Below are 16,067 nucleotides of genomic sequence, written 5' to 3' on the forward strand. Positions count from 1 at the left end.
TTTTATTTAACCACAGATGCGTTATAACATCCATAGCGTTTTAGGTCGTGACAAAGGCCTAGTTGTGTCGTTATCTGTGGCTCATATGAAAAATAAATATTTATTGTTTATCGTTTCACTCTTTGCTGTGGCTTCTTTTGCAGCCGAAAATACACCCCTTCAGCAAATGGAGCAAATTGCTTTTGCCCCTAAAACCGCAACAGATTCTTTACTGCTGTATTCAAAAGGTGAACTTCTTTTTGAACGATATGACAATGGCTACACCGCTGCGAATAAGCATGTGGCCTGGTCGGTTTCTAAAAGCATTTCCAGCGCTATAATCGGTGCTTTGGTTTATCAGAAACAGATTAATATCCAGCGCTCGATCTGCGATTATATTCCCGAGGCAAAAAAATACCAGCACTGTGATCTGCGTCCCGCGGATTTTTTAAATTGGTCATCAGGATTAATCTGGAATGAACTTTATGAAGACCCGTCAGGTGACCGCGAACAGTCTTCTGTGGGACAGTTGTTGTACGGTGATGGTATCGGTAATACGACTCATTTTGTTTTGGCCCACCCATCAAAACAACCGGGCAAAAACGAATGGAATTATTCGACCGGAGATTCGACATTTTTGCTGGCTCTGGCCAGAGCGGCGGTACCGATCGTTGAAGAGCAGATTTATCCTTGGAAATATTTATTTGATCCGCTCGGAATTGATGTCACTTTCGGTCAGGATTTAGCCGGTAACTATGGTGGTGGTTCGTCAGTCTATATAAGCCCGCGCGATTTGGCCAAAATCGGCGAACTGTATCTAGCGCGCGGAATGTGGAACGGGCAAAGAATTTTTTCTGAAGCATGGGTTGATTACACCAATCAGCGTCCGGAGGCCTTTGATGTTAATGTTTTCGGCGGACTGGCCTTTCATTCAAAACGCAGCTGGTGGACGTTGAACCCGAAAATTGCCCAGGCCAGAAAAATTCCTGACTCCTTAATCGCAAACGGGCACTGGGGTCAGTATCTGGTGATAATTCCGTCGTTAAAAATGGTTCTAGTGCGCATGGGAAACAACCAGGATGCAACCACGGATTTTGATTTGATTACGGTTATAGAAAAAGCCGTGCGTGCAGTTGAACAACACCAAGGAGTAAAACCGTGAAAACATTTTTAGTGGTGCTGGTCTGTTCGCTATCTGTCCAGGCGGCTGCGGTCGTACCCTACAAAACGCCGCTGGCTTTTTTAGCGACCCGTTACCGCGCCTTTCATACCTGCAACTGTTTGTATGTCATGAAGATGAACCAAGACTACTGCATCAACTACAGTAAAGTAGAGCCGCAGATTTTTACGGTAAAAATTGATGCTGCAAACAAAATGGTTTCATCAGGCATTATGGGAATGGATTTTAAACCGGTTGTGGCTAAATTTACGAATGCGCGCACCGGGTGTAACATTGTTGCCGACTAGAGCTCTGGCATAAGTTTTGCGACTTTCTTGTGGAACTTAAGCACAAGGAGGTCTTTATGCATTCAATCAAAGGTAAGAAAATCGCCATTCTGGCAACGGATGGAGTCGAATTTTCAGAATTGACTAAAACCAAAGACATTTTAGAAGACCACGAAGCCATTGTTGATATCGTGTCATTAAAGCATGGAACAATTCGCAGCTGGAAAGACAAAGACTGGAGCGATGAAATTCAGGTCGATGTCACTGTGCCGCATGCACAGGCTGAAGAATATGATGCTTTAGTTCTTCCCGGCGGAGTTATAAATCCTGACATTTTGCGAATGAATGAAGCGGCTGTGCATTTTGTCAGTCAGTTTGCCGACAGCGGAAAACCGATCGGCGCTATTTGCCACGGCCCGTGGACATTAGTTGAAACTAATATTTTAGAAGGTCGCCTGGTGACCTCATGGCCGTCATTAAAAACAGATCTGATCAATGCCGGCGCTAAGTGGGTTGACCAAGAAGTGGTGACGGATCAGGGATTAGTGACCAGCCGAAAACCGGCGGATATTCCCGCGTTTTGTAAAAAGCTGATCGAAGAAATTGCCGAAGGACCGCATCGCCGAACTTTCGGAGAACTTTCGCCGAAGGCCGAACAGACGTTGCGCTCTCAGCACTAGACTCGACGATGGTCGTGCGTTAATTAAACAACTCTTGGCTATGCGTGGTGATAGCTTCAACCCGAAATTTATTATTAAATAGGAGAGCATAGACATACAGCAAGGTGCTCTCATGAAAAAATTTATTCAGCTATTGAATCAACTGTTCGCTGCTCTTTTCGGCCAGGTCAATTACACACAGCCAAACTGGATGCGCAAAATTACCGAGAAGCTTCAGGCTAATCCGCAGCAAACTAAAAAAATTTTTATTTCAGTTGCGACAGCAGGTGTTGTTGTTGCCGGCGCCTTCTTAGCGAAAAATTATTACGATAATTTACCAAAGCCAGATGCTGTCACTTTTCGTGTCGGTCAGATTTATCTGTATGACTATAAAAAACCCGAAGCGCGTTCGCTGTTTATTACGTTCAGTAAATCGGCGGCATCCGTTGAGTCGGTCGGCAAACCGATCACAGAAGGAATAAAGCTTAAACCTGAAATCAAAGGTCAGTGGGTATGGGTCTCAGATAAAGAGCTTAAATTTACCCCGGTCATGGAAAAAGGCAAAATCGAATGGCCGATTGGGCAAAAATTCGAAGGTTCAATTTCTAAAAAAATTCTTGGCCCGAATATTATTCTTAAAGATTACGATTTTAAATTTCAGGTGGATAACTTAAAAGTTTTCCGCGAGAGTTCAGCTTTTCATCAGGACCCGCGTTTTGCCGATAACAAAAAAGTCATTGCGACGTTTCGTTTTAATTATCCAGTCGACCCTGAATCTGTGAAAAAACGCTTAAGCTTAATGGAAAAAGCCGACGGCGGCTTAGAAAAAAAATCAAATTTAGAATTTTCGGTTTCATTTGATGAGCACAAGGTACATATGTATGTACATTCTGCGAATTTAAAAATCAGTGAAAACAACATGACCTACCGTTATGTTGTCGCTAAAGGGTTTACTTCACCGTTGGGCGGTGAGGCACCAGATATGACTGATGCTTCTGTGCGGGTGCCCTCATTGTATGATTATTTTAAAATTACCGGTGCATCCATCGTCATCGCCAGAAATGAAAAATTTGAATCCGAACAAATTTTACGCCTTGCTAACGTCGCCGAAATTGCCTCAGAAGAATTGTTTAAAGCCATCGAGGTGTATGAGTTACCACTACAGTTAGATCCGGCGGAAAAGAAAAAACAGCCCTACCCATGGGCAAGCCCTTCAGAAGTGACCGAGGCCGAATTAAAGCGTTCAAAAAAGCTAACAATCACCACCATCCCGTCGGAGCAGTTGGTGTCGCTGGAACATTCTTATAAGTTTACTTCAACGCCGGGGCGCGGTCTGTATGTGCGGATCCCGCGCGATACGACTTCATTTGGCGGCTTTAAACTTAAAGATGATTTTGAAAAGGTGATCACGGTGCCGCAGTACCCGTCGGATTTACAGATTATGGGTAAGGGTTCGTTATTACCGTTAACCGGAAGCCGACAACTGTCGTTAGTATCACGAAACTTAAATAAAATTACTTATCAGCTGCATCAGATCCGCCCGGAACACGTGAACCATCTAATTCCGGCACTGGTTTATGAATTTACCAATCCGGATATCTACGAAATCAGACCTGACCGTATCGCCGAACGTTTTACCGGCGATATCCCGTTAATTAATAAAAACCCGCAGAAAACACAGTTCAGTTCGATTGATCTGGGAAATTTTTTATCTGCCGGAAAAAAAGGCCTGTTCTTGGTATCAGTTCAATCAAAAGATTCGGCCTCCTATGTTGATGACCGCCGCTTTGTCATTTTATCTGATTTAGGGTTAATCGTTAAAAAAACTGTGGCCGGCAGCTACGAAGTGTTCGTGCAAAATGTAAGTAGCGGGCTTCCGGTGGCCGGTGCGAAAGTGAGTGTGCTGGGACAAAACGGCATCAATGTATTAAGTGTTGATAGCAATGCGCAAGGTTATGCTGAATTTCCTAACTTAAAAGATTTTAACTACGATAAAGAGCCGGTCGCGTTTACAGCAGTTTTTGGCGAGAGCATTTCGTTTGTACCGTTTAACTCGTATTCGCGGGAGCTGGATTTAACATCGTTTGATATCGGCGGGGCACGTGATTCTTCTGAGTCTGATCAGTTAAATGCATATATGTTCTCAGACCGTGGCATTTACCGTCCGGGCGAGAAAGCCGATTTTGGTCTGATCGTCAGATCAAAAAGCTGGGGCAAAGTATTTACCCAGATCCCGGTTGATATCGTGATTCAGAACCCGACGGGACAAGAGGTGTTCAAGCAAACGATCAAAGTAAGTTCTAATTCGATCGAAAGTATCGGCTTTAAAACCGAGGATTACTTTGAGACCGGAAGCTATAATCTGTACGCCTACATCAAACAGCCGGATAAGTCGACGGTGATGATCGGTAGCACCACCTTTCAGGTGGAAGAATTTCAGCCCGATCAGATTAAAGTGCGTACGAGCCTTTCACAGACCGAACTTGAAGGTTGGGTTAAGCCACAGGATCTAAAATTAAGTATTTCGGCTTTTAATCTATACGGAAAACCAGCCGCAGACAGAACCGCACGTTCGAAAATCCGCATCAGAGCAACTGATGTACATTTTAAAAAATGGAAAGACTATTATTTCAATGTGCCAAAGCCCACACAAATTGAAATTAATGATTCATTACCGGATGTAAAAACCAACGAAAACGGTGAAGCCGAATGGAACCTAAGCTTAGACCAATTAGAGAGATCGTTATACCGCTTATCCATTGATTCAGAAGTTTTTGAAACTGAAGGCGGTAAAAGTGTAAAAGCCCAGTTAAGTCAGCTGGTTTCAGAACAGGATTTTCTTTTAGGTTATCGTTCAGATTTACTGGATCTTTCTTTTATCAAAAAAGATTCAGCAGCTCAGATCGAAGTGTTAACGGTTGATCCGAAACTGGCACCGGTCGCAGTGAGCACTATTCAAGTTGATCTGGTTGAGAAAAAACCAACATCAGTGTTAATGAAACTTCCGAATGACACTTATGCCTACCAGACGGTGTACAAACAAACTGTTTTAAAAACCTATACACTGGCGACCACGGCAAAGCCGAGCAAATTTAAACTTGAAACCGATAAAGTCGGTGAATATATCCTGGTTTTTAAAGATGACCAGAAAACCGAATTAAACCGACTGACTTTTAACGTCGTAGGTACAGCCGACATCGAGCGTGGCCTGGAAAAGTCTTCGGTGTTAAAGCTTGGCCTTAACAAAAAAGACTATAAACCAAATGAAGAAATCGAAGTGCAAATTAAATCACCGTATGTCGGCGCCGGCCTGATCACGATTGAGCGTGATAAAGTATATGCGCGTAAGTGGTTTAAAACCAATGCCAAAAGTACGGTTGAAAAGATTCAGATCCCGCAGGGGTTAGAAGGTCAGGCTTACATTGTCGTGACCATGCTGAGAGATGCAAAGTCAGAAGAAATTTATACTTCGCCATTAGCCTATGGGGCCGCAACTTTTGCGATTGATTTAGAGGCGCGCAAGTCAAAAATTGAAATAAGCGCTCCCGAAGTCGTTAAGCCGGGGGATACCTTGGCCTTCAAAGTTAAATCCGATCAGGCGACCAAGGCGGCGGTTTACTTAGTGGACGAGGGAATTTTACAGGTGGCCAACTATAAACTTCCGGTTCCGTTAAATTATTTCTTTCAGAAAAAAGCGCTGCAGGTAAACACCTATCAGATTCTTGATTTAGTGATGCCGGATTTTAATTCGGTTCTGCCAAAAGCGGCAGGGGGCGACGAAGGCGCAAGTTTAGGCCGCAGCCTTAATCCGTTTAAGCGTAAAAATCTTCCGTCAACGGCCCACTGGATCGGGGTAGTCAATCTTAGTGATAAATGGTCGGGCTTTCAGTACAAAGTTCCGGATCATTTTAACGGCAACTTAAAAGTGATGGTTGTTGCCGCTGACGATAAAAAACTGGGTTCGGACAGCTTAGATGTGAATGTGCGCGGTGATTTTATCATCAACGCAACGACTACTACTTTTGCGGCACCGAATGATGAATTTGAAGTAAACCTGATTATCGCCAATCAGCTCAAAGGCAGTGGTGCGGATGCGCAGGTTGAAGTCATTGTTACCGGCAGCGATGGGTTTAGCATTGTGGATAAAGGTGTTGAGAAAATCGTGATTCCGGAGAATAAAGAAAAAAGTGTGAATGTTCGTGCTAAAGCCACAGACAAACTAGGTTCATATCCGATTACGGTTAGCGCCGGCATCGGAGCTAAAAAAGCCAAGATTGAAATTCAGGTTTCTAACCGGCCTGCGGTTCCGTACCAGCAAAAAATCGACTGGATGATTGTGCAGGATAAGCCGGTTGAGCTGGTAGTGGCGGATGATAAAAAGCCGGAATTTAAAAAGAACTATGTGCAGCTGCACACATCGATTACAGATTTAGTTAAACCATTTAATGCGTTTTATGAATTAAATGATTTTTTATGTTCGGAGCAGATTGCCAGTCAGTTAACCGCATTAGTGCAAAAAACTGACCGTAATAAGGATGAAAACTTAAAAATTAATAAGTTGATCGCTCTGTTGCGGGCCCGTCAGCAGGCAACCGGTGCATTTTCGCTGTACCCTAACGATAGCCAGCCTAACTGGGATGTGTCACTGCACTTAGGCATGATCTTTTTATATATGCAGGAAAAAGGCGAGCCGGTTCCTGAGGATATGTGGAAACGCTATTTAACCAGCCTTAAAACCGATTACAACCAGACGCAGTCTAAGATGGATTTATTCCGTAAGGCCAAAGCAGTCTATATCCTGGTGCGTTCGCAGTATGTGCCGAAAGAAGATCTGAAAAACCTGGCGACCTTAGTTAAAGACAAAGCGGCGAAAAGAGACTTTTCACCGATTGCAGCGCAGTATCTTGCCGCCAGCTACAAGGTGGCTTTACAGGATGACTTAAGCCAGAAGACTTTGGCGCTGGTTAAAGAAAACAAAGATGTTAGCCTGGATAACAGTTACATTTTTCCGCAGTCAGAGTTGTTTGAAAATTTCGCCTTATCAGTTAAACATTTTCCGGATAAAGCCAATGATGTCTTCACCTCAAAAGCTTTTTTTAATGTGATCGAATTTGCCAACCGCGGGCAGATGAATACGTACTCGGCAAGCTATCTGTTGATGTCTCTGGATACCTTAATGAAATCAGGATCCGCGGCAGCGAATATTGAAAAAATTAAGTTCACCGCGATTAATAGCGGCGATAAAAAAATAGATCTCAAGGGACAGAAAAAAATTGATCTGCTGGAAGGCTATAAAAAATTAGTCATCGAAAACCCTGGTAATCCGGTGCTGATGACTTACGTAAATGGCGGATTTAACAAAGATGAAACCATGAAGCAGGATTACAAAGGCTTAGAAATTTCACGTACATTTGAGACTGCTGACGGCAAAATCGTAAATTCGGTGGGAATTGGTGAGGAAGTCACGGTGAAGATCAGGGCTCGTGCCTCGCGCGATGATCTGTCGTCAGTTGTCATTACGGATTTGCTGCCGGCAGGATTTGAAGTGGTGATGGATTCAATCCGCAAACCGTTAGATTCTGATTCGTACACTCCGGGTGAGGAAAACATTGATCCGCCATCGTATCAGGATGAAGGAAATGGTGAAGGCGATACGGAAGGCGAAGGTGCATCTTACTGGCCACTTAAGTTAATGCTCAACAAAGCCTACGCCCAGGTATCGAGTATGACGCCGATGTTGACCCAACTGGTCGATGTCAGAGAAGACCGGGTAAATATTTATGCGCTGATCGGCAAAGATATGGTCGAGTATTCGTACCGTATTAAAGCGATTTCTAAAGGGCAGTTTAAAGTTCCGGGCATTTTCGCTAAAGGTCTATACCGCACGGATTTAACCGGCCAAAGTGCTTCGGGGCAAATTGAAGTTAAATAAAAAAATTTCTTTTTTAATTTTAGGTGCAGCAGTGGTCGGTTTAACCGTAGCGCTGCCGTATTTTTTTTCAGGTCAATTGCTTGCGGAAAAAACCTGGTCGCAGCAGTTTTACGACCGTAACGGCAAACTCTTGCGCCTGACTTTGTCGGGTGATGAAAAATACCGGTTTTTTACCAACACTCCAGAAATCGATCCCAAGCTTACTCGGGCCTTTTTGCAAAAAGAAGATCAGTATTTTTATTATCATCCCGGTGTTAATCCGGTTGCTCTAACACGTGCTTTTTATAAAACATTTTTAAGCAACGGTCGTAAACAAGGGGCATCGACAATCACTATGCAGGTGGTGCGGCTGTTGTACCCAGAAACAACGAAATCGATTTCCGGTAAATTAGTGCAGATCGTGCAGGCGGTAAAGCTTGAAGTCCTGTACAGTAAAGAAGAAATTCTTTCGGCTTATTTAAACTGGGCTCCTTTCGGGTCAAATATTGAGGGCGTTGGGGCCGCCTGTTTTTTTTATTTTAATTCTGCCTGTGAAAAGCTGACCGAAGCCCAAGTAAACTTTTTAGTGCAGATCCCGCAAAACCCACAGAAGTTCACCAAACAGGCGAGCGAGAAAAAGCAGGGCTTAAGTTTTCAGGCGCCGCATTTTATCGAATACCTGAAGCAGCGGGGAATAGAAGACAAAGCGGTCAAAACAACGCTTGATCTTAATCTGCAGCAAAACATCGAAAGGCTTGCGCAAACCTATTTTAACTCGATCCGCCGCTTTGGTATTAAAAATTACTCGCTGGTTCTTGTTGACAGCCGCAACAATGAAATCATGACCTATATCGGCTCAGGTGATTATTTTAATGAAGACATCAAAGGACAGATTGATGCCAACAGATCCTTAAAACCACCGGGTTCAACACTTAAACCTTTTATCTATGCGCTGGCGTTGCAACAGGGTGTGATCTTTGAGAAATCCCTGTTAAAAGATACGCGCATGACTTTTTCCGGTCTCAACCCAGAAAATTTTGATGAACAGTTCTTAGGGCCTCTTGCCAGTGATCAGGCGCTGATTCTGAGCCGTAATCTTCCGGCAGTGGATCTGGCGCGCCGACTTTCACAGCCTAGCTTTTACGAATTCATGAAAGGTAAAAGTACGCTGAAGTTTAAAGACGAAAAACACTACGGATTATCCCTGCCGCTCGGCGGGGTTGAAATGACGATGCTCGATCTAGTTAAATTGTACACCGCTCTTGCGCATCAGGGTAAATACGCCGACCTGAACGTAACCTTGCGAGCTAAAAAACAAACGCCACAGCAGATCTTAACGCCGGAGTCGGTCTACATCACGTTACAGATGCTAAAGAAAAATCCGCGCACCGAAAGTACAACCTTGCATGAATTAACGACGCCCCCGATGCCGCTGGCGTGGAAAACCGGAACATCTAAATCCTACAAAGATGCGTGGACCATGGGGTTAATCGGAAATTATGTCGTCGGCATCTGGTTCGGTGATAACGATCGTGAAATGAATCCGGCTTTGATCGGCCGTAATGTGGCAGCACCGCTTTACTTTCAGATTTATGATTTTCTTCGCAACAAGCCAAAATATCTTAACGGCCATGAAAACCCGCTGTGGGATTCGCGGGTAGGGCTTGATATCAAAACCGTGCAGGTTTGCAGTGTTTCAAAAAAATTAGTCAGTGAAAACTGCGGCCATCGTCACGAGCAAGCTTTGTTTATTCCGGCCGTTTCATCGATTGAAACCTGCACGTTGCACCGCAAAGTCTTTGTTGATCCATACAGCCAGAAAATTTCCTGCCAGCCACAGCCCGGTTTTGTCAGCCGGGTGGTGGAAGTCTGGCCGGATGACCTGCTGGCAGTTTATAAAGAAGCCGGATTAAAAAAAGTTTCGCTTTCGGATAAAAATTTTTCCTGTGCCGGCGAGGCGCGGACCGGGCATCTCAGTATCACCAGTCCGCAGGAAAATATCGATTACCTGATTCAGACACAGCAGGGAAAACTCAAAAAGCCGAAAATTCAGTTGCGCGCTATTTCTGAATCCGACAGTCAATACTTAGACTGGTTCGTAAATAAAAATTATGTAGGGAGATCGTTTAAAAACGACCCTATATTCTTTGAAACCGATATTCCCGGACGCTATTCGGTGTCAGTCAGCGATAATTTAGGACGTTCCCAAAGCAGCTATTTTAATGTTAAAGTTATAAGCCAGTAAACGGGAGGTCGAATGAACGACAGAGAATTGATTTTTAAGTACACGATTTTGACGGCTGTCTATGTGGCCTTCTTATTACTGTTCTGGCCGTTTAAAACATCGTTGTTGCTGGCTTCATTATTTGCGATGGCGATGACACCGCTATTAAACCGCTGGCTGCAAAAAACCAAAAAAGAAAAGTTGTTAATTTTTGCAATGGTGACAGGTCTTATTCTTATCATTATTGCACCGGTGACGTTAATTGTGACCAAAGGGATTTTAAATCTAGCCCAGCTGCAGCAGGATACCATCGCGCAGCTGCCGGTGTACCAGAATATTCAGGAAACCTTAAATAAGATGTGGCATTTTGTCGGCGACATCTCAGAGAGATTTAATTTTAACCTGCGTGAAGATTTTGATATTCAGTCTATTTTACCGCGAGTTTTGGGTTTCGTGATTCCGTGGCTTACGGCCTTGGTGACGAATTTTCCTGAATTTTTGCTGCAACTTTTTATCTTTGTAACCAGTTTGTATTTTTTCCTGTTAAAACGCCGCGAATTTTTAGAGTGGTTCAAAGACCGCCGCGTTTTATCGCCGGTGTCATTAAATACGCTAGTGGTCCTGTTACAGCGTGTTTGCTACACCGTAGTTTTTTCAACGCTCATTGTCGCTTCGGTGCAAGCAGCAATTGTCACCATCGGTGCTTCGATTGCCGGTTTCGGTAATTTAATGATTATTTTTATCCTGACATTTTTTATGTCGTTTCTGCCGGTGGTGGGATCGGTTCCGGTATCAGGAGCGCTGGCGATATTCAGCTTTTTACAGGGCGAAGTAGGTGACGGTGTCGTGATGTTAGTGGCTCTGGGGATTGCCGGGGGTATTGACAACGTGATCCGCGCTTACATTCTGACGTCTGAAGAAGAAGCAATGCATCCGCTGGTATCGCTGTTAACACTCATCGGTGCGCTGGCCATGTTCGGAATTTCGGGATTATTCTTGGGGCCGATCATTGCCGAGCTGGCGTTTTCAATCGGTAAAATTATGAACGGGACTTCGCTGCACGAGACAGTAGAAAACGCCCAGGGCGAGGCCAGTGAGACAGCGCCACAAAATTCCCCATAATGCAAAACAGTGAACCGATCGCTAAAAACACGGTCCAGCTTAAGTCTTCCATAAAAGTAGAAACAACCAGGGCGATCACCGGTGAAGCGATACTGGTAAACGCCGCTTTGGCCGGGCCGACATTTTCAATCAGTTTAAAATAGGCCCAGAACGAAATTACGGTTCCGAATATTGATAGATAGAAAAACGAAATCACAAATGGCTGGGTGATCTCGACGTGCAGGGATTTTCCCATCATTAAACAGGCTAACAGCGAAAAACCGGCGCCGTACAACATGCTCCACGAATTATTGGCCGCGGTTGAAACCTGATCTTTTTTATTCAAATACGAAACTAAGTTTCCGGCAGAGGCCGAGATTGTCGAAAGTAAGCCGATCAAAAAACCCCAAAGTGAATTCGGGTGCAAGCCGATATGCAGATATTCATTCCATGAGATAAAACCCATCCCGCACAGGCTTAAGAGGCCGCCCCATACGACTTTTTTCTCGAACGGAAGATTAAGAAAAATCTTGGCACCGAACATATTAAAGAAAATCAGTGACGTGAATGCCAGAGCTATCAATGCCGAAGTTGCCATCGACGTAGCCCAGTAGGTTAACAAATAGTTTAAACAGAAAATAAAAAGCCCCTGCGTGGCAAAACGCAGATGCTGTGAACGGGTAAATTTAAATAAATGGGTTTTGGCAAACAGGCAGGCCACAAACATGACCGCACTTGAAAAAATAAACCGGTAAAAAACAGCTGCGGTGCCATCAACGTAGGGAAGCTGGTACTTGATCGCAATCCAGGTTAATCCCCAGATGATGGCGCAGGTAAGAAAATAAAGAGTGTTAGTCTTCATCTTCCTCGACAGAATCTTCGTCTTCGTCCTCATCGTAGTCGTCGTCATCTTCATCGTCTTCGTCGTCGTAATCTTCGTCTTCTTCTTCATCGTCTTCGTCGTCGTAATCTTCGTCTTCTTCTTCATCGTCGATTTCGCCGGCAACTTCTACGCGCACTAACCAGCCTTCTTCATAAGGATCTTCCATAAGAACAGCTGGATCATCCACAACCTGAGAATTGACTTCGATGATTGTTCCGTCAAACGGTGAAACGATATCGATTGTTCCGTCGTCTGATTCAACAGAACCAAAAGCTGTATCCGCTTCTACTTTTTCTTGTTCAGGAGGTAAATCAATGGTGTTGATTTCTGTGATATCTCCTAAACCGTCTTCATTTATGCCGATGGTAACAATACCGTCTTCTTCTGAGTACCAAAGGTTGTGATTAAAATTTTTAATTTTTCCAGCCATATAATTTCCTATTTCTGCTTAAGATAAATTCATTTTAACTATTTTTTTCATAGGGTCAAATTTTGGCGGATTTTGACAAAAAGATAAAAATTTTCTTAACGCAAATTTTAAAAATTGCCTTTGTACAAATGTGTCTGTTACAACACACCAACTTTTAGAGAAATAACTAATTGCCAGTCACAAGTCAGAGGGGGATGAATGACGACAATGCGTTTTTTTATGATCGGTTCTTGGACCGAGGGCATGTTCCATTTCCAAAAACTAATGCCGTTTATCGTGTCTTACGAGCCCGCAACGATCCAAGCAACAGCTTATCGTTTACCTATAGGGTTTCCCGTAATCACCGAAGAGAAAACAGCCACTATTCACGGACAATTTATCGAATTGAAGTCTGATCCGACGTTATTGGCGCTAATGGACACTTTACAGGGGGTAAAGGCCACCGAACCCGCTAAGGGCTTGCATTACCGGGCACAGGCAACAGTGACTAAAGCTTCGGGCCAGACCGATACGGCTGAAGTTTACTTCTACAATCCAAAAAAGTTGACGGCAAAAGCAGCAGTTATTGCCGATGGCCTTTGGAAAGAGTCTTTAGAAGCTCAGCAGCCATTGCCGATGCAGTTAAGTGAAAAGCAAAAGACCTATGTGCTTAAATTAGGAGCTGTCAAAGGCCGTGATATCGTGCCGATCAACGACTTAACCCTTTATCGCGAGTTAATGAAGTTAGAGTTGATTGTGGATAAAGGCCGCCGTTTAGCATTGAGTTCGCTAGGCAAAGAGGTTTATAACCATCTTGTTTAATAACTAGGTGCCAGGTCCTGTTTAGTGCCTGGCACGAAACAGGACCTGGCACCTAATGGACCACTTAAAACCAATCGACCCATTATTTCGCATTGTTATTGTTGAACCGGAAATTCCGCAGAATACCGGCAACATCGGTCGCACCTGTGTAGGGGCGACCTGTGAGTTACACCTGATTAAACCCATGAGTTTTGAAATCACCGATACGCAGGTAAAACGTGCGGGTCTGGATTATTGGCCACATCTTTCGTGGAAAATTCATGAAAGTTTTAACGACTGGTACAATTCGGTCGAAGATAAAAGCCGTATTTTTTATATCGAAAACAAAGTTGAGCAGACTATCTACGATGCTAAATTTCAAAAAGGTGACTGGTTGGTCTTTGGCAAAGAGACAAAAGGTCTGGACCCGGATTTGCTTAATAGTAATCTAGATCGTGCCTATATGATACCGCAAACAGGGCCAGTCAGAAGTTTGAACCTGGCTACAGCTGTTGCGATCACGATCTACGAAGGGTTTAGACAGGTCAATTTGTGAAAAATGCACTTCTACTTTTATTAACGCTAACATCCGTAAACTTTGCACTGGCGAAAAAGACAAATTTAACAGAGCCAAAACGACCACTGGTGCTCTGGCTTCACGGTTGTTTACAAACGCCCGAACAATTTATCGAACAATCGCAGATCAAAGAGATCACCGGTTTTGTGAATCCGCTGATCTTGGCCCCTGAACAAAGTATTTTCGCCAATCCGGCCAAATGCTGGAACTGGTTTTTACCAAGCTTGCAGGAGCGTGAGCGATTAATGTCTTCGTTGGTCGGTGAAATCCAGCACTTGATTGCATCGGGTGTGGTCGATCCAGACCGAGTGTATGTCGGTGGTTTTTCGGCAGGTTCAGTTTTAGCGACGCATTTTTCTGTTTGTTATCCGGATGTTTTTAAAGGTGCACTTTTACATTCTGGGGCGCCATACAAATACGTAAACAGCTTATTTTCATTCGGCGATGACGAAGAAAAACTGGCCAGCTGGGCTTACGATTGCGGTGATCACCGTAAAAAAACAAAATTAAGTACCGTAATTATTTTTTCCGGCACCCATGACCTGATTTCGACGGCAAAAAGCAATGAACTGGTCTTAAAACAATTTCTCGGATTTTTTGATTTATTAGATGATCAGAAGTTAAATGATTCGGCGGTTGCATCTATCGAAGAGCTGGCAACAGACCGTAAAGATGATAAAATTACCCATTACAATATGTACACCGGTGCCAGTGTAAGTTTTGTTTCAATTAATAAAATGCGCCATCAGTACAGCGGCGGTCATGAACACAGCTTTGCGACATCGCCAGAGACATTATCGGCAACACAGGCTTTCTTAGAGTGGACTAATCACTTTACCCGCTAATTAATAATGAAGTTCGCCGCCCAAAAATTTTATCACGCGGCGGTTTTCTTCTATGATGTGATGCGCCCAGTTTGGGTCGTGATAAGATTTAGTGCCTTTGATTTTTACTTCGCATTTCTGGGCCTGAAATTCCTTCGGGCAATTTAATAAATAAAGTGTGACGACGTAGTTATAATTCGCAATGGTCCACTTCATGCGGGTGCGTTCGATTTTGGTTATGACCGCCGCCGTATAGGGCGGGATGATTTGATGAGTTGTAGTCTTGGCCACGTTGGCATTGAATAAGATATCGCCAAGGCCAGCGTGACTGAATCTGACCGAGCCGTGACGGGATAAAAAACCACCTTCAAAGCGTTCAACTCCCGGAACTTTACGATCAAGCTTGCCCTGCGCATCGAGATAAAACGGTTCGCCAACGGGACGTAAGTTCTTATCAAGTTTGGTGACGGAGACTTCCAGGATATCGACGTACGAGCCTTCGACACCGGAAAAATTCTTCTTCGGGTCAAATTGCACTTCATTGCTCGTGCGGTAATTGATGATCTGAAGCAGCTCGCCTTTTTTTAGGGTCATATATTTGTCGGCACTGAAGCCTTCGTAGCGGTTGTAATATTGAAGTGAGCTTTTTCGGGTTTCAACTTTGTGATCTTCGGTTGTAAGCAGCAGATCACGTTCGCGCAGTTGCTGGTAGGTGACTTCTTTCATGTAGGTTTTTCGCTGTTGCGGTGTCATGCGGATAATCTGCGATGGCAGGACAAATTGTTTTAAAATACCATGGGCGCGTGCAATCTGTTGCGGGGTAGGAGCCGCCAACAGCGGCGAGGCAATAAACAAAAATACTACTACAACTACTGTGCGCATGCTTTTGTTTGCCTGCGAAAGGAGTGCCTCACTTTAAGAAAAATTAGGCGGGGCCAGGGTTAAAGTCCTGTAAAAACCCTTTACAAAGTGCCGTTTTATTGGAGAGGAGCAGCAGTGGTTAAGATCGTGTCGAATTAATCCAAATTCGAGAATAATTATTAAAAAATGTCGAGAAAAAGCACAATAAATCCAAAAATCTTGCCGATAGGTAGGCAGTGCTAAGAACGTTTCTTTCATGGCCTATCAAACAGGTTATCCTTTAACATTTAGCACGAGCTCAACAGAAAGAATGCGCATTGATGACACGGGTAAAGTGGGAATCGGTACCTCGGCACCGGGTTCATTATTAACCGTAGCTGGTGCTGCGGCGG

At 44.0% G+C, this 16,067-nt stretch carries 12 protein-coding genes; 9 read left to right on the plus strand and 3 right to left on the minus strand.

Annotation, left to right across the window (positions count from 1 at the left end):
- The first annotated feature begins 85 nt into the window (after window positions 1–85).
- From AC04MM_RS11045 to AC04MM_RS11070, 6 genes are all read left to right on the plus strand, one after another.
- Window positions 86–1,141, plus strand: coding sequence for a serine hydrolase domain-containing protein (locus AC04MM_RS11045; RefSeq protein ID WP_475380415.1), 1,056 nt, complete (start codon window positions 86–88; stop codon window positions 1,139–1,141).
- Window positions 1,138–1,446: a hypothetical protein gene (locus tag AC04MM_RS11050; protein ID WP_475380416.1), complete on the plus strand. Its 309-nt coding sequence runs from the start codon at window positions 1,138–1,140 to the stop codon at window positions 1,444–1,446. The genes AC04MM_RS11045 and AC04MM_RS11050 overlap by 4 nt, the downstream gene beginning before the upstream one ends.
- Window positions 1,447–1,502: 56 nt before the next feature.
- The gene (locus AC04MM_RS11055; protein ID WP_475380417.1) at window positions 1,503–2,105 is read left to right on the plus strand and encodes a type 1 glutamine amidotransferase domain-containing protein; all 603 of its coding nucleotides are present in this window, start codon (window positions 1,503–1,505) and stop codon (window positions 2,103–2,105) included.
- A 112-nt stretch (window positions 2,106–2,217) separates the two neighbouring features.
- The gene (locus AC04MM_RS11060; RefSeq protein ID WP_475380418.1) at window positions 2,218–8,016 is read left to right on the plus strand and encodes an alpha-2-macroglobulin family protein; all 5,799 of its coding nucleotides are present in this window, start codon (window positions 2,218–2,220) and stop codon (window positions 8,014–8,016) included.
- Complete coding sequence (locus AC04MM_RS11065; protein ID WP_475380419.1) at window positions 8,003–10,240, plus strand: penicillin-binding protein 1C; 2,238 nt, start codon at window positions 8,003–8,005, stop codon at window positions 10,238–10,240. Before AC04MM_RS11060 ends, AC04MM_RS11065 begins: the two co-directional genes overlap by 14 nt.
- A 12-nt stretch (window positions 10,241–10,252) precedes the next feature.
- Window positions 10,253–11,341 carry an AI-2E family transporter gene (locus AC04MM_RS11070; protein ID WP_475380420.1) on the plus strand — a complete coding sequence of 363 codons (1,089 nt, stop codon included), beginning with the start codon at window positions 10,253–10,255 and terminating at the stop codon, window positions 11,339–11,341.
- On the opposite strand, the gene AC04MM_RS11075 is transcribed toward AC04MM_RS11070, so the two are convergent.
- Complete coding sequence (locus AC04MM_RS11075) at window positions 11,259–12,182, minus strand: DMT family transporter (protein ID WP_475380421.1); 924 nt, start codon at window positions 12,180–12,182, stop codon at window positions 11,259–11,261. The two genes, AC04MM_RS11070 and AC04MM_RS11075, sit on opposite strands and share 83 nt — an antisense overlap.
- Window positions 12,172–12,633 (minus strand): glycine cleavage system protein H, encoded by a 462-nt coding sequence (locus AC04MM_RS11080; protein ID WP_475380422.1) that lies wholly within the window; start codon window positions 12,631–12,633, stop codon window positions 12,172–12,174. The genes AC04MM_RS11075 and AC04MM_RS11080 overlap by 11 nt, the downstream gene beginning before the upstream one ends.
- A gap of 198 nt (window positions 12,634–12,831) precedes the next feature.
- On the opposite strand from AC04MM_RS11080, the gene AC04MM_RS11085 reads away from it, so the two are divergent.
- The 3 genes from AC04MM_RS11085 to AC04MM_RS11095 are packed head-to-tail and all read left to right on the plus strand — an operon-like array spanning window position 12,832 to window position 14,835.
- Window positions 12,832–13,434 (plus strand): gamma-glutamylcyclotransferase, encoded by a 603-nt coding sequence (locus AC04MM_RS11085; protein ID WP_475380423.1) that lies wholly within the window; start codon window positions 12,832–12,834, stop codon window positions 13,432–13,434.
- Window positions 13,435–13,489: 55 nt separating this feature from the next.
- Window positions 13,490–13,969, plus strand: a complete 480-nt coding sequence (locus AC04MM_RS11090; protein WP_475380424.1) for a tRNA (cytidine(34)-2'-O)-methyltransferase — start codon at window positions 13,490–13,492, stop codon at window positions 13,967–13,969.
- Window positions 13,966–14,835: a CE1 family esterase gene (locus AC04MM_RS11095; protein WP_475380425.1), complete on the plus strand. Its 870-nt coding sequence runs from the start codon at window positions 13,966–13,968 to the stop codon at window positions 14,833–14,835. Before AC04MM_RS11090 ends, AC04MM_RS11095 begins: the two co-directional genes overlap by 4 nt.
- On the opposite strand, the gene AC04MM_RS11100 is transcribed toward AC04MM_RS11095, so the two are convergent.
- Window positions 14,836–15,696, minus strand: a complete 861-nt coding sequence (locus AC04MM_RS11100; RefSeq protein ID WP_475380426.1) for a hypothetical protein — start codon at window positions 15,694–15,696, stop codon at window positions 14,836–14,838.
- Window positions 15,697–16,067: the final 371 nt, after the last annotated feature.

This window comes from Bdellovibrio sp. SBM16 (genome assembly GCF_056175625.1).